The following is a 21811-nucleotide window of genomic DNA, read 5'->3' on the forward strand; positions in this document are numbered from 1 at the left end:
GGGTCAGGGCCTACTTCTGCTGCTGCGGCAGGAACGTCGGGCCGACTGAGCGGATCGGCTTGTTCTCCGACGACGGGGTGGCCGTGCCGGTCTCCGCAGGCGGCGTCGCAGCCGGTGCGCCGGCCGTCGTCGGCGCGGGAGCCGCGCCCTTCTTGGCAGTCGCAGGCGTGCCCTTGTTGAGCCGCTGCTGCTGCATCTTCTTGGCGCTCTCCTCGGTGACGATGATGTCACCCTGCTGCTCGGCCGCCGCCTTGTCGTCGGCGGATTTCAGCGCGTCGGCCCAGGTCTGGCCTGCGGCCTTGCAGGAGCAGGACGGGTTGAACTCGCTGCGGAATTTGAACGCAGTCGGCAGCGCCGTGTAGGGCTGGCCGCTGGTGGAGACCGCGGAGTTCATGTCTTCGCCGGGATTGCGATGGGTGTAGAGCACGGCTTCCGCGGCCGGGCACAGCGCCTTGCAGGTCTTCTCGTCGTCGGGGAAGCGCGCCGGCACGGTGGCAAACGAGACAGGGAAATACGCGCCGTCGCAGGTGCGCACGCACACGGTGCGGTAGGTGCCGGATTGCGGCCCGAGATCGGAGGGCGGCACGCCTTGCGGATTGTTGGGATTGTTGGGGTTGTTGCCGCCGAACAGATTGCTCAGGAAGTTGCCGCCGCCCTGCGATTGCGCGGCGTTGGCATATTGCGGGCCGCAATTGTTCTGCGCCAGTGCCGCCAGCACCGAGCGGCGCTGGTTGTCGCGCTCCGGGCTGAAGCCGCCGGGGCCGCCGCCGCGCAGGCGTTCGAGATTGCCGGTGATCTGGTCCAGATTGGCGCGCATCTGCTGGATCTGGGTGTTGACCGGGCCGCATTGCGCCGACTGGCCGTTGAACAGCGAGAAGAAGCCGGAGGAATCGCAGCCCATGCGCTTGGCCTGCATGGTGACGCGGTCGAGCTCGGCCTGCTGCTTGGCCTGGGAATCCTGATAGCGGCGGATCTGGTCTTCGCGCGCGGGGTCGCCACCGCCGCCGCCACGATCGAGCGCGGCGAGCTGGCCTTCCAGCCGCACGCACATCGGATTTGGTCCGAGCCCGTTCTGGCCGGGCTGCGGCGGCGGGCCGGGCGGGCCGGCTTGCGCGAAAGCACCGTTGGCGAGCACGACCGTGCTCAGAAGCACGGTGCAGGCAAGGATGGAGCGAGCACGGGAGAGAGGCAAAAATTCAGGCATATCCGCCATTCTAGCGAGGTCACGGCCCCAAGTGACTTCCAATGCGATTTTGGGGGCCGACGCGCGCCCTCCAATAGCCGCTTCCTGCGGCATCGTCACGTCGTTTCAGGGGCCGAAAACTGGTCCTAAGGTCCGCCAGCTCCGAGGGAATTCAGCGCTGGCAGGTGATTGCTACATATTCGTCGCAATGGCCATGGGAGCAGTTTGCGCCAGTTTTGGGGACAGAGCCGGTAATTTCGTCGGGATCGACCCGGCGGTAGGCCGAGGCCTGGGCAAAATCGCGTGACTGGCAATAGGTGCGCGCGACCTGTGCGCCGCATTTCTCGCCCTTGGCGAGGCACTGGTCCACACCGTAGCCGTCCGCCTGATTGGCGATGATGAAGACGCGGGTCTCGGCGAACGCGCTGGATGCCGCGATGATGGAGGCACAAGAGACGAGCGCGAGCAGGGATCGCATGGGTGCACCGGGGGCTGTAGGGAACCGCCGGGTTCCAAGTAAACTCAAAAGGTTAAGGATGATGAACCATCAAGGCGGGCGGCCGCGCTTTGCGGAGATAAAACGGCGTTTTCGCGGCTCTCTTGACGCAAGGGCCCCTCGTGGCCCATATGTTCCCGCATGAACGGTCTCCTCGCCATTTGTGGCATTTGCCGCGAGATTACGAGCTAGCGATTCGCTGGCTGGAGCCGTCTTTTCTCAAAAAGCATTGAGAGCACTGGACGCCCGGCCAACAGCCGACGGGTATCCATATGGAATTGCGCCTTTACGATACGCTGAGCCGGGACAAGCGCACCTTCGTGCCGCTCGATGCGAAGAACGTCCGCATGTATGTCTGCGGACCGACCGTCTACGACTTCGCCCATATCGGCAATGCGCGGCCGGTGATCGTGTTCGACGTGCTGTTTCGGTTGCTGCGCCATCTCTATGGCGAGGCGCACGTGACGTATGTCCGCAACATCACCGACGTCGACGACAAGATCAACGACCGCGCCGCGCGCGATTTTCCGGGGCTCCCGCTGAACGAGGCGATCCGCAAGGTCACCGAGCAGACCGGAAAGCAGTTTCACGCCGACGTCGATGCGCTTGGTGCACTCCGGCCGACCGTCGAGCCGCGCGCGACCGAGCATATCGGCGAGATGCGCGAGATCATCGAAAGGCTCGTCAAGGGTGGCTTTGCCTATGCTGCCGAGGACCATGTGCTGTTCTCGCCGCAGGCGATGAACGCGGCCAATTCCGGCCTGCCGCGCTATGGCGCGCTGTCCAATCGCTCGCTGGACGAGATGATCGCCGGCGCCCGCGTCGACGTCGCGCCCTACAAGAAGGACAACACCGACTTTGTACTGTGGAAGCCGTCCAAGCCGGGTGAGCCGTCATGGCCGTCGCCGGCCGGGATCACCGCGCAGGGACGCCCGGGCTGGCACATCGAGTGCTCGGCCATGGCCTGGAAGCATCTCGGCGAATATTTCGACATCCATGGCGGCGGCATCGATCTCGTGTTTCCGCATCACGAGAACGAGGTGGCACAGACCTGCTGCGCCTTCCATCAAGAGCGCATGGCGAATTACTGGATGCACAACGGCTTCCTCCAGGTCGAGAGCGAGAAGATGTCGAAGTCGCTCGGCAACTTCGTCACCATCCACGAGCTGCTCGCGGACTGGCCGGGGGAGGTGCTGCGCCTGAACATGCTGAAGACGCATTACCGTTCGCCGATCGACTGGACCCTGAAGTCGCTGGAGGAGAGCGCCAGGACGCTCGACGACTGGTATCGGGTCGCGGCCGACGCCGAGCCCGGCCAGCCGGCCGCGTCCGTGGTCGAGCCGCTGCTCGACGACCTCAACACGCCGCTGGCGATCGCGGCGCTGCATGGCCTGCGTGGCAGCGACGTGAGCGCGCTGGCGGGCTCGTTGCGCCTGCTCGGCTTCCTCTCCGAAAGCGCTGCGCAGTGGGAAGGGCGCAAGCAGCAGGCCAGCGGGGTCGATGCCAAGGAAGTCGAACGCCTGATCTCGGAGCGGACGGCCGCCCGTAGCCGCAAGGACTTCAAAGAGTCCGACCGAATTCGCGATCTGCTTGCCGCGATGGGCGTTGCGATCAAGGACTCCAAGGACGGGACGACCTGGGAGGTCGCGCGATGAAGCGGCCCGACACGCCTTTTCCGCGGCACTGGCTCTATTACATCGCGCTGAAGATACTGCTGCTCGCGGCGGCCGTGGCGCTGGCCCTGAAACTCTATGGGATGTGGTGAAGACGATGGGACAGACTTTGCCAAAACCCGGATTGCGGCCGTTCCTGCCTGATGACGTTCCGGTTCTCGCCGCGATCTTCACGGCAAGCATCGAGGAGCTGACCGGCGAAGACTACAACGAGGCGCAGCAGCAGGCCTGGATGGAGGCGGCGGAAACCGAAGAGTTCGGCAAGCGGCTCGCGGCCGATCTCACGCTGGTCGCCACGCTGGAGGGCTCGCCCGTCGGCTTCGCCTCGCTGCGCGGGGCCGATCACATCCATATGCTCTATGTGCATCCCGCCGTGACCGGTCAGGGCATCGCGGCCATGCTGGTGGACGCGCTGGAGAAGCTCGCCGGCGGTCGCGGCGCGACCAGCCTGTCGGTCGATGCCAGCGACACCGCGCAAAACTTCTTCGCCAAGCGCGGCTATGTCGCCATGCAGCGCAACAGCATCACCATCAACGACGAGTGGCTCGCCAACACCACGATGAAAAAGACGCTCGGAGGCGCGCAATGAGCAAGGAGCGTCTCTATCTGTTCGACACCACGCTGCGCGACGGGGCGCAGACCAACGGCGTCGACTTCACCCTGACCGACAAGCAGGTCATCGCGGCGATGCTCGACGATCTCGGCATCGACTATGTCGAGGGCGGCTATCCCGGCGCCAATCCGACCGACACCGAGTTCTTCGGCACCAAGCCGAAGTTTTCGCATGCGCGCTTCACCGCCTTCGGCATGACGCGCCGGGCAGGCCGCTCGGTCTCCAACGATCCCGGTGTGGCCGGGCTCCTCGAAGCGAAGGCCGACGCGATCTGCTTCGTGGCGAAGTCCTCCGCCTATCAGGTGCGCGTCGCGCTGGAGACGACGAAGGAAGAAAATCTGGCGTCGATCCGCGACAGCGTCGCGGCGGCGAAGGCCGCGGGCCGCGAGGTCATGCTCGACTGCGAGCACTTCTTCGACGGCTACAAGGAGGATTCAACCTTCGCGCTCGCCTGCGCCAAGGCCGCCTATGAGGCCGGCGCGCGCTGGGTGGTGCTGTGCGACACCAATGGCGGCACCATGCCGAACGAGATCGAGGCCATCGTCACCGAGGTGACGAAGCACATCCCGGGCGACCATGTCGGCATCCACGCCCATAACGACACCGAGCAGGCCGTGGCCAATTCGCTGGCCGCGGTGCGGGCCGGCGCGCGGCAGATCCAGGGCACGCTGAATGGTCTCGGCGAGCGTTGCGGCAACGCCAATCTGTGCTCGCTGATCCCGACGCTGAAGCTCAAGAAGGAGTTTTCCGACGCCTTCGAGATCGGCGTCACGCCCGAAAAGCTCGCAACTCTCGTCAAGGTCTCGCGCACCCTCGACGACATGCTCAACCGCGTGCCGAACCGGCATGCGGCCTATGTCGGCGAGAGCGCCTTTGTCACCAAGACCGGCATTCATGCCTCCGCCGTGCTGAAGGACCCGCAGACGTACGAGCATGTGCTGCCGGAATTGGTCGGCAATCATCGCAAGGTGCTGGTGTCAGACCAGGCCGGGCGCTCCAACGTCATTGCCGAGCTCGACCGTGCCGGCATTGCCTACGAGAAGAGCGATCCCAAGCTGACGCGGCTGGTTGAGGAATTGAAGGAGCGTGAGGCGGCGGGCTACGCCTATGAATCCGCCAACGCCTCGTTCGATCTGCTGGCGCGGCGCACGCTCGGCAAGGTGCCGCATTATTTCGAGGTCGAGCAGTTCGACGTCAATGTCGAGCAGCGCTATAATTCGCACGGCGAGCGCGTCACCGTCGCGCTTGCAGTGGTCAAGGTCGACGTTGCCGGCGAGCGTTTGATCTCGGCCGCCGAAGGCAACGGCCCCGTCAACGCGCTCGACGTCGCGCTGCGCAAGGATCTCGGCAAGTACCAGAAGTACATCGAGGGCCTGACACTGATCGACTACCGCGTCCGTATCCTCAACGGCGGCACCGGCGCGGTCACGCGCGTGCTGATCGAGAGCGAGGACGAGAACGGCGATCGCTGGACCACGGTCGGCGTGTCCCCGAACATCATCGACGCCTCGTTCCAGGCACTGATGGACTCGGTGATCTACAAGCTGGTGAAGTCGGGGGCGCCGGCGTAGTCCCAGGTATTGCTGTCATACCCCGCGACCCGGCTACGCCAAGGCTTCGCCGGGGTTGAGGTCCAGGGGCGCCGAAGCTCTAGCGTAGGCGGCAAGCGGGGTATCCAGTACGCCGCGGCCCATCGGTTCAATCACTCCGTCTCGGAGTACTGGATCGCCCGGTCAAGCCGGGCGATGACAGCGGAGAGTAAGGAGAGGCCGGCAACGATGGGTGGGGACAGAACATGATCGACCACATCTCCGTCGGGGTCAGCGATCTCGATCGCTCCGCAAAATTCTACGAGATCACGCTCGCCGCGCTCGGCCTCACGCGCCTCGTCGTGCGGCCGCTGACGATCGGCTTCGGCAAGGCCTATCCCGAGTTCTGGATCAATCTGCGCGAGGAAATGCTGCCCGTGGCACCGGAGAGCGGCGTGCACATCTGCCTGCGGGCAAAGACGACGGCCGAGGTCGATGCGTTTCACGTCGCGGCGCTGTCCGCCGGCGGTGCGTCCGACGGCGCGCCGGGCCTCCGCCCGCATGACCGCGTGCGCTACTACGCGGCCTTCGTGACCGATCCCGATGGCAACCGGATCGAGGCGGTGACGTTTCCGGCGGAGTAAGGCGCTAGAGCTTGCGCGCCACTTCCGGAGCGAGCTGCGTTTCAGATTCGGCGATCTGTGCCGCCGCCGCCTTCAGCTTCGGCAGAATATCCTCGACGCGATCGGCCTTGAGGATGTCGACCGAAAGGCCGGCGCGGATGAACTCGGTCTGGCGCATGTGCGACAGCAGCGAGAACAGCGGCTCCCAGAAATTGTCGAAGTTGGCGAGCAGCACCGGCTTGGCGTGACGGCCGAGCTGTTTCCAGGTCAGCTGCTCCACCAGCTCCTCCAGCGTGCCGACGCCGCCCGGCAATGCCACGAAGGCGTCGGAGCGCTCGAACATCAACCGCTTGCGTTCGTGCATGTCGGGGGTGACGATCATCTCCTGCACGCGGGTCAGCGCATTCTCCCGCTTGCGGAGGAATTCGGGAATGATGCCGGTGACGGTGCCGCCGTGATCGAGCACGGAGGTTGCGACCGAGCCCATCAGGCCGAGCGAGCCGCCGCCATAGACCAGGCGGATGTTGCTCTCGGCGAGGGCCTTGCCGAACGCCTTGGCGCCTTCGGTGAAGCTGGGATTGGTTCCTGGGCCGGAGCCGCAATAGACACAGACAGTTTTGATCGTGCTCATTGGTGCCATGATGCATTGCAGCGAAGGGGCGTCAAGCCCAATCGGTGATTCGGATCCCCCGGAAATCTACCGGTAAATGGCGACAAACAATCAAAGATTCGCCATCTGGCGGGGTGCGCTGGCATCGGGAAAGCTTTATATGACGGGCGAAAATCGCAAATCGTAACGCTGCCCGCACCCGGCGGGCTTTCAGGCTTTTTGATGGACCAACCTCAATCGTTCGACGGCGCAGACGTTCCCGATCCTCCCTCGGGAGGATCGCTGGAGCGGGCCACGCTGATGGGCACGCTGGCGCATCTGTGGCCCTATATCTGGCCGGGCGACCGTTTCGACCTGAAGATGCGGGTGGTCTGGTCGATGGTGCTGTTGCTCGCCGCCAAGCTGATCACGCTGACCGTTCCGTTCAGCTTCAAATGGGCGACGGACGCGCTGACCGGCGCCAACACCGCGCCGGTGCAGCCCGACAACTGGCACCTCTGGGTGATCGCTTCGCCATTGCTGCTGACCGCGAGCTATGGCGTGACGCGCATCCTGATGGCGGTGCTGACGCAATGGCGCGACGGCATCTTTGCCCGCGTCGCCATGCATGCGGTGCGCAAGCTCGCCACCATCACCTTCATCCACATGCACGAGCTGTCGCTGCGCTTCCACCTCGAGCGCAAGACCGGCGGCCTGACGCGCGTGCTCGAGCGCGGCGGCGAGGGCATCGAGGTCATCGTGCGCATGGTGATCCTGCAGCTGATCCCGACCATCGTCGAGGTCACGCTGCTGCTGGCGGTGCTGCTTTGGCAGTTCGACTGGCGCTACGTCGTGGCGACGCTGATCACGGTCGCGGTCTACATGTACTACACCTACATCGCGACCGAATGGCGGATCGGCATCCGCCGCAAGATGAACGATTCCGACACCGAGGCGAACACCAAGGCGATCGACTCGCTGCTCAACTACGAGACCGTGAAATATTTCAGCGCGGAGACGCGCGAGGCGCAGCGTTACGACAAGTCGGTCGCGCGCTACGAGGAGTCGAGCGTTCAGGCCTATACCTCGCTCGCGGTGCTCAACACCGGCCAGGCCGTGATCTTCACGCTCGGGCTGACCGCGACCATGCTGATGTGCGCGATCGGGGTGCGCAACGGCACCAACACGGTCGGCGATTTCGTGCTGGTCAATGCCATGATGATCCAGCTCTACCAGCCGCTGAATTTCATGGGCATGGTCTATCGCGAGATCAAGCAGGCAATCATCGACATCGAGAAGATGTTTGGCGTGCTCGGACGCGAGGCCGAGATCAAGGACATGCCCGATGCGCAGCCGCTGGTGGTCTCGGCCGGCAACCTGCGTTTCGAGGACGTGCGCTTTGCCTACGAGCCGACGCGGCCGATCCTCAAGGGCATCAGCTTTGAGGTGCCGGCCGGCAAGACGGTCGCGATCGTCGGCCCGTCCGGTGCGGGCAAGTCGACGATTTCGCGTCTGTTGTTCCGCCTCTACGACGTCTCCGGCGGCAAGATCCTGATCGACGGGCAGGACATCCGCGAGGTCACGCAGGATTCACTGCGCGCCTCGATCGGCATGGTGCCGCAGGATACGGTGCTGTTCAACGATACCATCCGTTACAACATCCGCTACGGCCGCTGGGATGCTGGTGATGCCGAGGTCGAAGAGGCGGCGCGGCTGGCGCAGATCGACCATTTCATCCGCATGGCGCCGATGGGTTACGAGACCCAGGTCGGCGAGCGCGGCTTGAAGCTGTCCGGCGGCGAGAAGCAGCGCGTCGCCATCGCGCGCACCGTGCTCAAGGCGCCGCCGATCCTGGTGCTCGATGAGGCGACCTCGGCGCTCGACACCCACACCGAGCACGAGATCCAGGGCGCGCTCGACCGCGTGGCGAAGAACCGCACCTCGCTGGTGATCGCGCACCGGCTTTCCACCATCGTCGGCGCCGATGAGATCATCGTGCTGGACCAGGGCCGCATCGCCGAGCGGGGCACCCACGCCAAGCTGCTCGTGCAGGGCGGCCTCTATGCCAGCATGTGGAACAGGCAGCGCGAGGCCGAGGCGGCGCGCGAGAAACTGGCCAAGATGGCGGATTCCAGCGAGGCGCCCAACCGGGAGCCGCCGCCGGTCGATGACGCCCTCGCGACATCAGCGGCCGCGGAGTGACCTTGTCTCGGGTCCCAACTCTGGCCTAAACAACTCCACCGCGCGGGGGCGACCCGGCGCCATCAACTCCCAGGCGGCAGATAGCGATGTCCATCCTCGATTCGATCCAGCGTCAGATCCCGCCGATCCACAAGGAGGGCTATCCCTTCATTGGCGGCTTTGCGCTGGCAAGCCTGATCCTGTTCTGGCTGTGGTCGCCGCTCGGGTGGATCGGCACGATCCTGACCGTGTGGTGCGCGCTGTTCTTCCGCGACCCCGTGCGCGTGACGCCGGTGCGCGAGGGGCTCGTGGTGTCGCCGGCCGACGGCCGCGTCTCGATGATCACCATGGCGCTGCCGCCGGCCGAGCTCGGGCTCGGCGACCGGCCTTTGCCGCGGATCTCGGTGTTCATGAGCGTGTTCAACTGCCACGTGAACCGCAGCCCGATCGCGGGCAGGGTGGACCGCATCGCCTACCGGCCGGGCCTGTTCGTCAACGCCGAGCTCGACAAGGCGAGCGAGGACAATGAACGCAATTCGCTCGTGATCACGACGCCGACGGCTAGGATCGGCGTGATCCAGATCGCGGGGCTCGTCGCCAAGCGCATCGTCTGCTTCGTCAGGGAAGGGCAGGCGATCGGGGCGGGCGAGCGGTTTGGCCTGATCCGCTTCGGCTCGCGCCTCGACGTCTATCTGCCGCTGGGCACCAAGGCGCTGGTGTCGGAAGGGCAGACCGCGATCGCCGGGGAGACGATTTTGGCCGATCTTGCCGGGGACGACCCAAGCCGCGCCTACCGCGCCAATTAACCATTGGTCGGTGCATCAGGGCCTTCCGCCGCAATGGCGGAGGGGGACGCGGCTTGCTATATCTCGCCTTGAGGTAAGCCATGACGCCCTATGATCTTAAAGACCCTGACGTCCGCCGCCGGCGGTTCCGCCCGATCCCGGTGCGGATGTTGGTGCCCAACGTCATCACGCTGCTGGCGATCTGCGCCGGCCTGACCTCGATCCGGCTGTCGATCGAGGGGCGGATGACGCTCGCGGTCTATGCCATCGTGTTCGCGGCTGCCCTCGACGGCATCGATGGCCGCGTCGCGCGCATGATCAAGGGCCAGTCCAAGTTCGGCGCCGAGCTCGACAGCCTCGCCGACTTCGTCAATTTCGGCGTGGCGCCCGGCCTGATGCTGTACTTCTGGCAGTTGCACGAGCTCGGCAATGCCGGCTGGATCGCCGCCATGGTGTTTGCGATCTCCGGGGGCTTGAGGCTGGCGCGCTTCAACGCCACCATGGACGATCCGAACAAACCGGCCTTCGCCGCCAATTTCTTCACCGGCGTGCCGGCGCCCGCCGGCGCGATCACCGTGCTGCTGCCGATCTATATCGCGTTTCTCGATCTCGGCCGGCTGCCCGCGGCGGTGACGGCGGCCTATACGCTCTTGATCGCCTTCCTGATGGTGTCGCGTCTGCCGGTATTCTCCGGCAAGACCAAGCGCATGCGCGTGCCGCCCGAGCTGGTGCTGCCGGCGTTCGTCGCGGTGATCGTCTTCATCGCTATCCTGATTGCCTATCCCTGGCACGTGCTGTCGATCGGCACGGTGCTGTATCTGCTCGGTTTGCCGCTCGGCTACAAATCCTATCGCGACCAGGCGCGCGCGATGGCGGCCACTGCGCCGTCGGGAGGCGAGGTCCCGTCGCCGCCTTCGGCGCCGACGCTGGCCAATTTGTCGGAGCCGCCGCACGACGACGACGACCGGCCCGGACGGCTGCACTGAGCGGTTTTCGCGGATATCTGCCATGAAGGCGGCCGAGTTGGGTTGAAGCCCGATCTCGGCTATATCGCCCTGTGCCGGCGGCACCGCGCCAACAGCGGCCGCCAATCTGGGAGAGAACGCCGTGACTGATAAAGCGACCGGGCCGCTGCCCGCTTCCGTCCTCGAAGCGCTGGGCCGCTATGACACCCCGACGATCTGCAATGCCATGGAGATCGTGGCGCCCGAGCGCCGGTTGATCGGCTACACCACCAAGCAACTGGTCTGCCCATTTCCCGACCTGCCGCCGATCGTCGGCTACGCCCGCACGGTTGCGATCCGCTCGGTGCTGAAGTCCTCGCTGCCGGCCGAAGAGCAGTCCAAGCGCCGCATCGAATATTACGAATATGTCGGCACCGGCCACGGTCCGCGCATCTCGGTGATCCAGGACATTGACGGCCCCGACGTCGGCTACGGCGCGTTCTGGGGCGAGGTGCAGAGCAACGTGCACAAAGCGCTCGGCTGCCTCGGTGTCATCACCGACGGCTCGATTCGCGACATCCCGCAATGGGCCCCGGGCTTCCAGGCGCTGGCCGGCTCGATCGGCCCGTCGCATGCCTGGGTGCATGCGGAAAGCTTCGGCGGCGAGGTGCGCGTCGCCGGCATGACCGTGAAGTCCGACGATCTGATCCATGCCGACCAGCACGGCGCCATCGTGATCCCGCTCGACATCGCGGCAAAGCTGCCCGAGGCCGCCGAGCTCTGCGGCCGCCGCGAGACGCCGATCCTGGAGATCGCGCGCAGCCCCGACTTCTCGCTGGAGAAGTTGAAAGCCGCGCTGAAGCGCTCGGCGGAGATTCACTGAGGGGCGACCGAACGACTTACGGCCGGCTTGCCGGCCGCGGGCCGCCCTGTTCCGTCAGAAACAGGGCGGCCTGATCCGGCTCGCCGAACACTGCGGCGGCGCACCCGATCAGGGTGAAGCCGCCGGCGAGATCCCAGAGGGTGATGTCGTCGGCATCATCAGGGACGTGAATCAAGCGCGCTGCGATCACGGCAAAGCCCGCCTCGACAAACAGCAAGACGCTGAACGCCGGCAGGACGAGGCCTGGTTCGAGCAGGTGGAGCGCCAGTACCGCGGGCAGCGCGGTGAGAAGACCGAACAGCGTCAACATGGCAAAACGGCTCCTGCGATGGAGCATGCCGCCCGGCAATAGAATACTGCATGATCTCTCGTCGCGGATGTGGCGCAGGGCCGCAGTCGGAGGACGCACAATGAAGATGACTGGCAAAACCGCCCTGATCACCGGTTCGACGGACGGCGTCGGCCGCCACGTCGCGCGCCGGCTGGCCGAAGCAGGTGCGAGGGTCCTGATCCACGGCCGAGATGCCGTGCGCGCGAACGCGCTGATCGACCAGATCGTGCAGGCCGGCCACGCCGCGCCGACATTCTACCAGGCCGATCTATCGTCGATGTCGGGCACGCGAGAGCTCGCAGCGGCCGTTATCCGCGATCACTGGCGTCTCGATGTGTTCGTCAGCAACGCCGGCATCGGCTCGCAGAACGACGGACCGCAACGGCAGGAGAGCCCGGACGGCTACGAACTGCGCTTTGCGGTGAATTACCTCTCGGGCTTCCTGCTTGCGCACCTGCTGCTGCCGCTGTTGAAGTCTGCAGCACCTTCGCGCGTCGTCAATGTTGCCTCCCTCGGTCAGCATCCGATCGATTTCGACGACGTCATGATCAGCAAGGGCTACAGCGGTTCACGTGCCTACGCCCAGAGCAAGCTCGCGCAGATCATGTTCACCATCGATTTCGCGGAGGACGTGAAACGCATGGGCATCACCGTCAACGCGCTGCATCCGGCGACCTACATGAACACCACGATGGTGCGCGCCGGCGGCATCACGCCGATCTCGACGGTGGAGCAGGGCGGTGCGGCGATCCTGCACCTCGTCGAAGGCGACGATGTCGCCGGCAAGAGCGGACTGTTCTTCAACGGCATGAACGAGACGCGCGCCAATCCGCAGGCCTACGATGCCGGCGCGCGCAGGCGCCTGCGCGCGCTCAGCCGCGAGCTGACCGGGCTTTCGTCCTGAGCTGCCGTCCTGGCGCGCCGCAATCATGGTTAGCGAAGTGTTGAGATTCCGGTCGGTCGCGGGCAAAGCCGGCGTCCTGTCAGCGCGCTGCACCGGTTTGGCGCCCCGGCTCAACTTAACCTTTACGCGGCTTTAAGGGCGGCACTCTAGGGTTTCCGATGCGGTTCGGGGTTGGGCCGCGCCAGCGGCCAGGACGGCCGTTGTTGCGTTCGCGTTGGAGTGTCCCATGGATATCATGACGAGCGTCGGGCTCATTGCGGGCATCATCGTCATTACGGCGATGATCTTCATGGGCGGCGACCTCCACATGTTCATCTCCGAACATGCCATGATCATCATCTTCGGCGGCTCGGTCTCGGCCACCATGATCCGCTTTCCGCTCAGCGCGCTCCTGCACGGCCTTCCGCTCGGCGCCAAGTTCGCTTTCACCATGAGCCGCTTGTCGGCGCACGACCTCGTCGACGAGCTCGCCCGCATCGCCGAGATCGCCCGCAAGCAGGGCCCGGTCGGCCTCGAAAAGGTCGAGACCGACGAGCCGTTCCTGGCCAAGGGCATCCGCTACGTCGCCGACGGCTACGACCTCGACTTCATCCGCGACAATCTCGAGCGTGACCGCGACAACTTCCTCATGCACTTGGACGAAGGCAGCAAGATCTACCGCGCCATCGGCGACTGCGCCCCGGCCTTCGGCATGATCGGCACCCTGATCGGCATGGTGCAGATGTTCGCCAACATGACCGATCCCTCCAAGCTCGGTCCGTTCATGGCGACCGCGCTGCTCGCAACCCTCTACGGTGCGCTCGTCGCGAACCTGTTCTGTCTGCCGATCGCGGACAAGCTGCACGGCAAGCTGCTCGACGAGGAAACCAACCGCACGCTGATCATCGACGGCATCCTGATGATCCGCGACTCCAAGAGCCCGACGCTCGTGCGCGAAATGCTGCTGGCCTATCTGCCGGAGAAGCATCGCCACGCCGAAGGCGAGCCGGTGCCGGCGTAACGCCGCCGCCCGGGATCTCGAGAGATGGCCAAGAAGAAGCGCGGCGATGCTCACGGTGGCGGTCACGGCTGGTTCGTGACCTTCGCCGACCTGATGGGCCTGATGATGAGCTTCTTCGTGATGCTCGTCGCATTCTCGACGCAGGACGCCAACAAGCTGAAGATCGTCGCCGGCTCCATGCGCGACGCATTCGGCGTGCAGAGCGAGGCACGCTACGCCGGTATCGTCGAGTCCGACGGTCTGCCGACCCGCCCGCGGCTGAAGAACGTCGACCACATCCAGCCCGAGGACGCCTCCAACACGCCGACGCCGGATCAGGAGGACCGCGACAAGACGTCCGGCGCGAAGATCAAGGTCGACCGCAATTTCGCGCTCGCCGCGGCCTCGCTGCGCCAGGCGTTGCAGGACATGCCGGAACTGACCGAGATGTCCAAGCACATCATGTTCGAGGAGACCAAGCAGGGCCTCAACCTGGAGATCGTCGACCAGGATGGCCGCTCGATGTTCGCCGACGGCTCCAAGGTCCCGTATGACCGCACCCGCCGTCTGATCGAGAAGCTCGCGATCCCGCTGAAGGCAACGCCGCTCCGTGTCTCCATCGCCGGCCACACCGCGGCCGGATTCGTGCCGACCCGCAGCGACTATGGCGCCTTCGACCTGTCGGCCGATCGCGCCAATTCCGTGCGTCAGATCCTCGAACGCGAGGGCCTGCCGCCATCCCACATCTTCGCCGTCGCCGGCAAGGCGGACACCCAGCCGCTGTTTCCGGACGATCCCTCGCTCGCGGCCAACCGGCGGGTGACGATCACGCTGATGCGCGAGGATCCGCCGCTGCCGCCGAATTTGAAGCCGTAGAGCGTTTCGCGCGAAGCGGCCGCCGGTTTCGCGTGAACAAAACCCGTCAAGCTCAGAATCTCGAGGCCCGTTCCCGCTTCACTCGGAGCGGAAAGCTCTAGGCACTTGCGCTACCATCTTACCTGAGGCATGTCGTCGCGCTAGCGATCATCGTTGCTGCGCCGTCACAGCATCCGCCCCGGCGGCTGCTATGGTGGTGTGCCGATTGACAGGCGCGCCGGAACGGTCAAAAGGCGCCGGATCAATTCTCGGGAAGAAGCGTTTCTCATCTCACATGACGGCGAGCATCACATCGACCGACGCTCAGGACGGGCCCGTCACCTCGGGTTTCTGGGGCCTGACGCTCGGAAGCATCGGCGTTGTCTTCGGCGATATCGGCACCTCGCCGCTGTACGCATTCCACGAGGCGGTCAAGGCTGCGACCCATGGCGAGCCGGTCTCGCGGGTCATGGTGCTCGGCGTGCTCTCGCTGATCCTCTGGGCGCTCTTTATCGTCGTCACCGCCAAATACGTCCTGCTGCTGCTGCGCGCCGACAATAACGGGGAGGGCGGCACGCTCTCGCTGATGGCGCTCGGCCAGCGCGCGCTCGGGCGACGAAGCTGGTTCCTGCTCGCACTCGGCGTGGTCGGCGCCTCCATGTTCATCGGCGATTCCATGATCACGCCGGCCATCTCGGTGCTGTCGGCTGTCGAGGGTCTGAAGCTCGTGACCCCCGCCTTCGAACACTATGTCGTGCCGCTCACCGTCATCATCCTGGTGTTGCTGTTCGCGGTCCAGAGCAAGGGGACGGCGCTGGTGGCCTCGGCCTTCGGGCCGGTGATGGTGGTCTGGTTCACCGTTCTTGCGGTGATGGGCGCCGTGCACATCGCCGACGATCCGTCGGTGCTGGCGGCCATCAATCCCTATTACGCGCTGCAATTCCTGCTGTCGCACGGCACGATCGGCCTGGTGACGCTCGGCGCCGTGTTCCTGGCGGTGACGGGCGGCGAGGCGCTCTACGCCGATCTCGGCCATTTCGGCCGCAAGCCGATCCAGTCGGCCTGGATGTTCTTCGTGCTGCCCGCGCTCCTGATCAACTATTTCGGGCAGGGCGCGCTGGTGCTGTCCGATCCCAGTGCGATCGAGCATTCGTTCTATCGCATGGTGCCCGAGAGTCTGGTGCTGCCGCTGGTTGGACTTGCGACCGCGGCGACCGTGATCGCGAGCCAGGCCGTGATCACCGGCGCCTATTCGCTGGTCTATCAGGCGGTGCAGCTTGGCCTCCTGCCGCGCTTCGAAGTGCGCTACACCTCCGAGACCCATGCTGGCCAGATCTATCTGCCGCGTGTCAATCGGCTGCTGCTGATCGGCGTGATGTTGCTCGTGCTGTTGTTCCACACCCCCAGCAATCTGGCTTCGGCCTACGGCATCGCGGTCTCCACCACCATGGTCGCCGACGGCGTCATGGGCTTCGTCGTGATCTGGAAACTGTGGAACTGGCGCGCCGCGACGGCTGCGGCGGTGATCGTTCCATTCGTTGTCGTAGACATCAGCTTCTTCAGCGCCAATTTGCTCAAGCTGCTCGAGGGCGCCTGGGTGCCACTGCTGTTTGGCGCGGCCATGGCCGGGACGATCTGGACCTGGCGCAAGGGGACCGGCATCCTGCTCCAGAAGACGCGCCGGATCGAGGTGCCGCTCGACGATCTGATCCGCAGCCTCGAGAAGCGCCCGCCGCACATCGTCAAGGGCACCGCGGTGTTCCTGACCAGCGATCCCGCCTTCGTGCCGACCGCGCTGCTGCACAATCTCAAGCACAACAAGGTGCTGCACGAGCACAACGTGGTCCTGACCATCGAGACCGCGCATACGCCGCGGGTCGACCTGTCCGAGCGGTTCCGCATGGAGAAGATCAGCGACAAGTTCTCCAAGGTCAGGCTGCGCTTCGGCTACATGGAGCAGCCGAACGTGCCGAAGGCGCTGGCGATCGCCCGCAAGCAGGGTTGGCAGTTCGACATCATGTCGACGTCGTTCTTCGTGTCGCGAAGGTCGCTCAAGGCCTCGGCCCAGTCGGGCATGCCGCTGTGGCAGGATCACCTCTTCATTGCGCTGAGCCGGTCCGCCAACGACGCCACCGACTATTTCCAGATTCCGACCGGGCGGGTGGTTGAAGTCGGCACCCAAGTCACCATCTGAACGCAATTGGCCAATCCATGCAAATTTCGCATGGCAAGGGCCCAAAATCGGGCTAGGCTATGCCGGCAGCGCAGGACTATAAGCCGCGCGCTCTTCCGCCGTTGTGCAGCGAAGCATTCTAGAGGCCACTGGGCTCTCCCATGACAAGTGACGTAGCGATTTCCGCCCCGGAAACGGCGGCGGCCAATGGGCATGGCGAAGCCCACACCACCGCCCGTTTCGGTGCGCTGACGCTCGGCAGCATCGGCGTCGTCTACGGCGATATCGGCACCAGCCCGCTCTACGCGTTCCGCGAGGCGGTGATGGCGGCCTCGGGCGCGGAGGGGGTGCCGACGCCGGCAGCCGTGCTTGGCGTGCTCTCGCTGATCCTGTGGGCGCTCATCGTCGTGGTGACGCTCAAATACGTCGTGATCCTGCTCCGCGCCGACAACAATGGCGAGGGCGGCACGCTGGCGCTGATGGCGCTGGCCCAGCGCGCGGTCGGCACCGGCGGGGCGACCATCGTCCTGCTCGGCATCATTTCCGGCGCCCTGTTCTACGGCGACGCCGTGATCACGCCGGCGCTTTCGGTGCTATCGGCCATCGAAGGCATGAAGGATATCACCCTGCACTTCGAGCCTTACATCGTTCCGTTGACCGTGATCATCCTGGTCGGCCTGTTCGCCGTGCAGTCGCGCGGCACCGCCCGCGTCGCCGCGTTCTTCGGTCCCGTGATGTGCGTCTGGTTCGCGGTGATCGCGATCGCGGCCATCCACCCGATCATCGAGCAGCCGCAGGTGCTGTTCGCGCTGAACCCGCTCTACGCCGTGTCCTTCATGTTCCACCATGGCATCATCGGTTTCGTGACGCTGGGCGCGGTGTTCCTGGCGGTCACCGGTGCCGAGGCGCTCTATGCCGACCTCGGCCATTTCGGCAAGCGGCCGATCCAGACCGCCTGGCTGTTCATCGTGCTGCCGTCGCTGGCGCTGAACTATCTGGGGCAGGGCGCTCTCGTCCTCGGCGATCCCGGCGCGATCGTGAGCCCGTTCTTCCAGCTGTTCCCGCAAGGCTTTTTCCGCGGCTGCATGGTCGTTCTCGCCACCGCTGCCACGGTGATCGCGAGCCAGGCCGTCATCACCGGTGCCTATTCGCTGACGCGCCAGGCGATTCAGCTCGGGTTGCTGCCGCGCTTCGAAATTCGCCATACGTCTGAAGCTCATTCGGGCCAGATCTTCATCCCGCGCATCAACCAGCTTCTGCTGGTCGCGGTGGTGCTGCTGGTGCTGCTGTTCCGCTCCTCCAGCGCGCTGGCGTCGGCCTATGGCATCTCTGTCACCGGGACCATGGTGGTCACGGCGATGATGGGTTTCGTCGTGATCTGGAAGGTCTGGAAGTGGTCGCCGTTCGCCGCCGCCGCCCTGATCGTGCCGTTCCTGTTCCTCGACCTGACCTTCCTCGCCGCCAACCTGCTCAAGGTGTTCGAGGGCGGCTGGGTGCCGCTCGCGCTCGGCGCGCTCATGATCATCCTGATGTACACGTGGCGGCGCGGCAGCCGGCTGCTGTTCGAGAAGTCGCGCAAGCTCGAATTCCCGCTCGCCGACCTCGTGGCGATGCTGGAGAAACGGCCGCCGCAGCGCGTGCCCGGCACCGCGGTGTTCCTGACCTCGGATCCGCTCAGCGCCCCGACCGCGCTGATGCATAGTCTGAAGCACTACAAAGTGCTGCATGAGAAGAATGTCATTCTCACCATCGAGACCGCGCAGACTCCGCGGATTGATCCGGCCGAGCGCGTGAGGCTGGAGCAGATCTCACCGACCTTCTCCAAGGTGACGCTGAAGTTCGGCTTCATGGAATCGCCCAATGTGCCGAAAGCGCTTGCGATCGCCCGCAAGCTCGGCTGGCAGTTCGACATCATGTCGACCTCGTTCTTCCTGTCGCGGAGGGCGCTCAAGCCCGCCGCCCATTCCGGCATGCCGCGCTGGCAGGACCGGCTGTTCATCTCGCTCAGCCGCTCCGCCAACGACGCCACCGACTATTTCCAGATCCCCTCCGGCCGCGTCGTCGAGGTTGGAACGCAGGTGACGATCTAGTTCCCCCGCTGTCGTCGCCCGGCTTGACCGGGCGACCCAGTATTCCAGAGACGGCGCGGCTAGAACCGAGAAGCCGCGGCGTACTAGATTCCCCGCTTCCGCGGGGAATGACACCGAGCGCGTGGTGGGATGCGGAGCAGGAGTTTCAGGCATCCTGAAAGCTGCACTTCAAGTCGCTGCGATTTAGCTTTAACTTGCGGCATGCAGCTCAAGCCTTTGTAGCGCTTGATTTTCGCCTGCCGAGAGGCGAGGTTGCCGCCCGCCGGGATCGCTCCGGCGCAGGCTCGGACGTTGGAGGATGATGTGGCAAACCAGGTACAGGATCTGACCCCGGACGAGGTCTCCAAGGGTGTCGCGGAAGGGCGCTATCTCCTCGTCGACGTGCGCGAGCCGAACGAGGTCGAGGCCGAGGCATATCCCTACGGCGTTGTCGTGCCGCTCTCGACCTTCGATCCCAAGGCGATCCCCGATCCCCAGGGCAAAGAGGTCGTGTTCGCCTGCCGCTCCGGAAAACGCTCGGTGACGGCCTCGCTCGCGGCGCAGGCGGCGGGGCTGCCTTATGACAAGCATCTGGCCGGCGGCATGCTGGGCTGGAAGGCGGCGGGTCTTCCCAGCAAGGTCGGTGGCTGACCTCGCGATGACGACCAAGAGCTCCTCGCTGAACAAGGTCTTTGCCGACCTTCCCGTCACCATCTTCGAGGCGATGTCGCAGGCCGCGCGCGACAACAACGCCATCAATCTCGGCCAGGGCTTTCCTGATGATCCCGGGCCTGAGGACATCCGCCGCGCCGCGGCCGATGCCTCGCTGAACGGCTACAACCAGTACCCCTCGATGATGGGCCTGCCGGAGCTGCGTCAGGCGATCGCGACCCATTACGGTCACTGGCACGGCCTCAAGCTCGATCCGATGAGCGAGGTGATGGTCACCTCCGGCGGCACCGAGGCGCTGACCTCGGCGATCCTCGCGGTGGTCCAGCCCGGCGACGAGGTGGTCTGCTTCCAGCCGGTCTATGATTCCTATTTGCCGATCATCCGCCAGGCCGGCGGCATTCCGCGCCTCGTACGCCTCGAGCCGCCGCACTGGCGGTTGAATGAGGACATGCTGAAAAGCGTCTTCAATTCAAAGACCAAGGCGGTGCTCTTCAACAATCCCCTGAATCCGTCCGCAGTGGTCTATCCGCGCGAAGATCTCGAACTGCTTGCGCGCTACTGCCAGGAGTTCGACGTCATCGCGATCTGCGACGAGGTCTGGGAGCACGTCACCTTCGACGAGCACAAGCACATCCCGCTGATCACCATCCCCGGCATGCGCGACCGCACCATCAAGGTCGGCTCGGCCGGCAAGATCTTCTCGTTGACCGGCTGGAAGATCGGCTTCGTCTGCGCCGCGCCGCCGCTGCTGCGGGTGGCGGCCAAAGTGCACCAGTTCCTGACCTTCACCACCGCGCCGAACTTGCAAGCCGCCGTCGCCTACGGGCTTGGCAAGTCCGACGACTACTTCCTGTCGATGCGCAAGGACCTGACGCGGAGCAGGGACCGCCTGACCAGGGGGCTGGAGAGCCTCGGCTTCCCCGTGCTGAAGTCGCAGGGCACCTACTTCCTCACCGTCGACCTATCGCCGCTCGGGCTCAACGAGAGCGACACCGAGTTCTGCTGGCGGATCGTGAAGGACTACAAGGTCGCGGCGATCCCGGTGTCGGCCTTCTACGAGCAGGACGCGGTGACCTCCGTGGTCCGCTTCTGCTTTGCCAAGAAGGACGAGACCCTCGACACCGCGCTGGAGCGGCTGTCGGACGCGGTGCGCGGGCGCAAGAGGTAGGAAAGATGACGAACGTCGGCCGCTCCAGGCTTTGCCTTGGTTTTGCGATCGCCGCGGCGCTGACGTTGCTTTCTGCCCCCTCAGAGGCCGAGGAGCGGGTCGTCAACTTCTACAACTGGTCGAACTACATGGCGCCTGACGTCCTTGAGGCCTTCACCAAGGAGACCGGCATCAAAGTGGTCTACGACACCTTTGATGCCAACGAGACGCTGGAGACGCGCCTGATGGCCGGCAAGTCCGGCTACGACGTCGTGGTGCCCACGGCCTATTTCCTCCAGCGCCAGATCAAGGCCAACATCTTCCAGAAGCTCGACAAGTCGAAGCTGCCGAACCTCGCCAATGCGTGGGGCGTGGTGACCGAGCGCCTTGGCATTTACGACCCCGGCAATGTCTACGCCGCGAACTACATGTGGGGCACGACGGGCATCGGCTACAACGTCGCCAAGCTGAAGCAGATCCTGGGAGCCGACGCGAAGATCGACAGTTGGGACATCGTCTTCAAGCCGGAGAATTTGGCGAAATTCAAAGACTGCGGCGTCCACATGCTCGACTCCGCCGACGACATCTTTCCGGCGGCGCTGAATTATCTCGGGCTCGATCCGAACTCGACCAAGCAGGCCGACCTCGACAAGGCAGCCGACGTCGTCGCCAAGGTCCGCCCGTCCGTGCGCAAGTTTCATTCGTCCGAATATCTCAGCGCGCTCGCCACCGGCGAGATCTGCTTCGTGGTCGGCTGGTCCGGCGACATCATGCAGGCCCGCGCCCGCGCGGCTGAAGCGAAAAGCGGCGTCGAGATCGGCTACGCCATTCCGAAGGAGGGCGCACAGATGTTCTTCGACAATCTCGCGATCCCCGCCGACGCCAAGAACGTTAGGGAAGCCTACGAGCTGATCAACTATCTCTATCGCCCGGATGTCGCCGCCAAGAATTCGGACTTCCTGTCCTACGCCAACGGCAACCTCGCCAGCCAGAAGCTGATCGATCCGAAGATCCTTGATGACAAGAACATCTATCCGGACGAGGCGACGCTCTCGAAGTTGTTCGTCATCACGGCGCGTGAGCCTGCGACGCAGCGGATCATCAACCGGCTCTGGACGAAGGTGAAGACGGGGCGGTAGTCGCTCCGGGAACCAACCCGAAAACTAAATCCCGCAAAACAAC

At 64.8% G+C, this 21811-nt stretch carries 19 protein-coding genes and 1 pseudogene; 16 read left to right on the plus strand and 4 right to left on the minus strand.

The window, feature by feature from the left end; all coding sequences use genetic code 11:
- Positions 1 to 10: 10 nt before the first annotated feature.
- Together AC5ZFO_RS06595 and AC5ZFO_RS06600 are read right to left on the minus strand one after the other, a co-directional pair.
- On the minus strand, positions 11 to 1213 hold the full coding sequence (locus AC5ZFO_RS06595; protein ID WP_496121806.1) for a DUF2865 domain-containing protein: 1203 nt from the start codon (positions 1211 to 1213) through the stop codon (positions 11 to 13).
- A 142-nt stretch (positions 1214 to 1355) separates the two neighbouring features.
- Positions 1356 to 1661, minus strand: coding sequence for a hypothetical protein (locus AC5ZFO_RS06600; protein ID WP_354117388.1), 306 nt, complete (start codon positions 1659 to 1661; stop codon positions 1356 to 1358).
- A 290-nt stretch (positions 1662 to 1951) separates the two neighbouring features.
- On the opposite strand from AC5ZFO_RS06600, the gene cysS reads away from it, so the two are divergent.
- From cysS to AC5ZFO_RS06620, 4 genes are all read left to right on the plus strand, one after another.
- Positions 1952 to 3334: a cysteine--tRNA ligase gene (gene cysS / locus AC5ZFO_RS06605; protein ID WP_282518237.1), complete on the plus strand. Its 1383-nt coding sequence runs from the start codon at positions 1952 to 1954 to the stop codon at positions 3332 to 3334.
- Between the two features lie 115 nt (positions 3335 to 3449).
- Positions 3450 to 3941, plus strand: coding sequence for a GNAT family N-acetyltransferase (locus AC5ZFO_RS06610; RefSeq protein WP_282518236.1), 492 nt, complete (start codon positions 3450 to 3452; stop codon positions 3939 to 3941).
- Complete coding sequence (gene cimA, locus AC5ZFO_RS06615) at positions 3938 to 5536, plus strand: citramalate synthase (protein WP_282518235.1); 1599 nt, start codon at positions 3938 to 3940, stop codon at positions 5534 to 5536. The genes AC5ZFO_RS06610 and cimA overlap by 4 nt, the downstream gene beginning before the upstream one ends.
- A 224-nt stretch (positions 5537 to 5760) precedes the next feature.
- The gene (locus AC5ZFO_RS06620) at positions 5761 to 6138 is read left to right on the plus strand and encodes a VOC family protein (protein WP_282518234.1); all 378 of its coding nucleotides are present in this window, start codon (positions 5761 to 5763) and stop codon (positions 6136 to 6138) included.
- Positions 6139 to 6142: 4 nt separating this feature from the next.
- On the opposite strand, the gene AC5ZFO_RS06625 is transcribed toward AC5ZFO_RS06620, so the two are convergent.
- Positions 6143 to 6748: an LOG family protein gene (locus AC5ZFO_RS06625; RefSeq protein ID WP_248882691.1), complete on the minus strand. Its 606-nt coding sequence runs from the start codon at positions 6746 to 6748 to the stop codon at positions 6143 to 6145.
- Positions 6749 to 6949: 201 nt separating this feature from the next.
- Between AC5ZFO_RS06625 and AC5ZFO_RS06630 the strand changes: the two genes are divergently transcribed.
- The 4 genes and pseudogenes from AC5ZFO_RS06630 to AC5ZFO_RS06645 all read left to right on the plus strand — a co-directional run bounded on the left by AC5ZFO_RS06630 (position 6950) and on the right by AC5ZFO_RS06645 (position 11499).
- Complete coding sequence (locus AC5ZFO_RS06630) at positions 6950 to 8908, plus strand: ABCB family ABC transporter ATP-binding protein/permease (RefSeq protein ID WP_496121810.1); 1959 nt, start codon at positions 6950 to 6952, stop codon at positions 8906 to 8908.
- Between the two features lie 74 nt (positions 8909 to 8982).
- Positions 8983 to 9693 (plus strand): annotated as a pseudogene (locus tag AC5ZFO_RS06635) (phosphatidylserine decarboxylase); the annotation flags it as partial.
- Between the two features lie 80 nt (positions 9694 to 9773).
- On the plus strand, positions 9774 to 10658 hold the full coding sequence (locus tag AC5ZFO_RS06640) for a CDP-alcohol phosphatidyltransferase family protein (protein ID WP_282518232.1): 885 nt from the start codon (positions 9774 to 9776) through the stop codon (positions 10656 to 10658).
- Positions 10659 to 10779: 121 nt separating this feature from the next.
- Positions 10780 to 11499, plus strand: coding sequence for an RraA family protein (locus tag AC5ZFO_RS06645; protein WP_208086134.1), 720 nt, complete (start codon positions 10780 to 10782; stop codon positions 11497 to 11499).
- A 16-nt stretch (positions 11500 to 11515) separates the two neighbouring features.
- Here AC5ZFO_RS06645 and AC5ZFO_RS06650 read toward each other — a convergent pair whose 3' ends face one another.
- Complete coding sequence (locus tag AC5ZFO_RS06650; RefSeq protein WP_282518231.1) at positions 11516 to 11809, minus strand: hypothetical protein; 294 nt, start codon at positions 11807 to 11809, stop codon at positions 11516 to 11518.
- 100 nt (positions 11810 to 11909) lie between these two features.
- On the opposite strand from AC5ZFO_RS06650, the gene AC5ZFO_RS06655 reads away from it, so the two are divergent.
- The 8 genes from AC5ZFO_RS06655 (at position 11910) to AC5ZFO_RS06690 (ending at position 21768) form a co-directional block, all read left to right on the plus strand.
- Complete coding sequence (locus tag AC5ZFO_RS06655; protein WP_496121813.1) at positions 11910 to 12734, plus strand: SDR family NAD(P)-dependent oxidoreductase; 825 nt, start codon at positions 11910 to 11912, stop codon at positions 12732 to 12734.
- Between the two features lie 226 nt (positions 12735 to 12960).
- Complete coding sequence (locus AC5ZFO_RS06660; protein WP_028146686.1) at positions 12961 to 13734, plus strand: motility protein A; 774 nt, start codon at positions 12961 to 12963, stop codon at positions 13732 to 13734.
- A 24-nt stretch (positions 13735 to 13758) separates the two neighbouring features.
- Positions 13759 to 14589, plus strand: a complete 831-nt coding sequence (locus AC5ZFO_RS06665; protein WP_282518229.1) for an OmpA/MotB family protein — start codon at positions 13759 to 13761, stop codon at positions 14587 to 14589.
- 274 nt (positions 14590 to 14863) lie between these two features.
- Positions 14864 to 16762 carry a potassium transporter Kup gene (locus AC5ZFO_RS06670; protein WP_282518228.1) on the plus strand — a complete coding sequence of 633 codons (1899 nt, stop codon included), beginning with the start codon at positions 14864 to 14866 and terminating at the stop codon, positions 16760 to 16762.
- A 140-nt stretch (positions 16763 to 16902) separates the two neighbouring features.
- On the plus strand, positions 16903 to 18831 hold the full coding sequence (locus AC5ZFO_RS06675; protein ID WP_282518227.1) for a potassium transporter Kup: 1929 nt from the start codon (positions 16903 to 16905) through the stop codon (positions 18829 to 18831).
- A 303-nt stretch (positions 18832 to 19134) separates the two neighbouring features.
- Positions 19135 to 19461 carry a rhodanese-like domain-containing protein gene (locus tag AC5ZFO_RS06680; protein WP_008139644.1) on the plus strand — a complete coding sequence of 109 codons (327 nt, stop codon included), beginning with the start codon at positions 19135 to 19137 and terminating at the stop codon, positions 19459 to 19461.
- A gap of 7 nt (positions 19462 to 19468) precedes the next feature.
- Positions 19469 to 20650, plus strand: coding sequence for an aminotransferase (locus AC5ZFO_RS06685; protein ID WP_038932055.1), 1182 nt, complete (start codon positions 19469 to 19471; stop codon positions 20648 to 20650).
- Between the two features lie 5 nt (positions 20651 to 20655).
- Entirely contained in the window at positions 20656 to 21768 is a 1113-nt protein-coding gene (locus AC5ZFO_RS06690) for a polyamine ABC transporter substrate-binding protein (protein WP_496121816.1), read from the plus strand.
- Positions 21769 to 21811 lie beyond the last annotated feature (43 nt).

The sequence above is a fragment of the Bradyrhizobium sp. Unk1 genome (assembly GCF_059512345.1).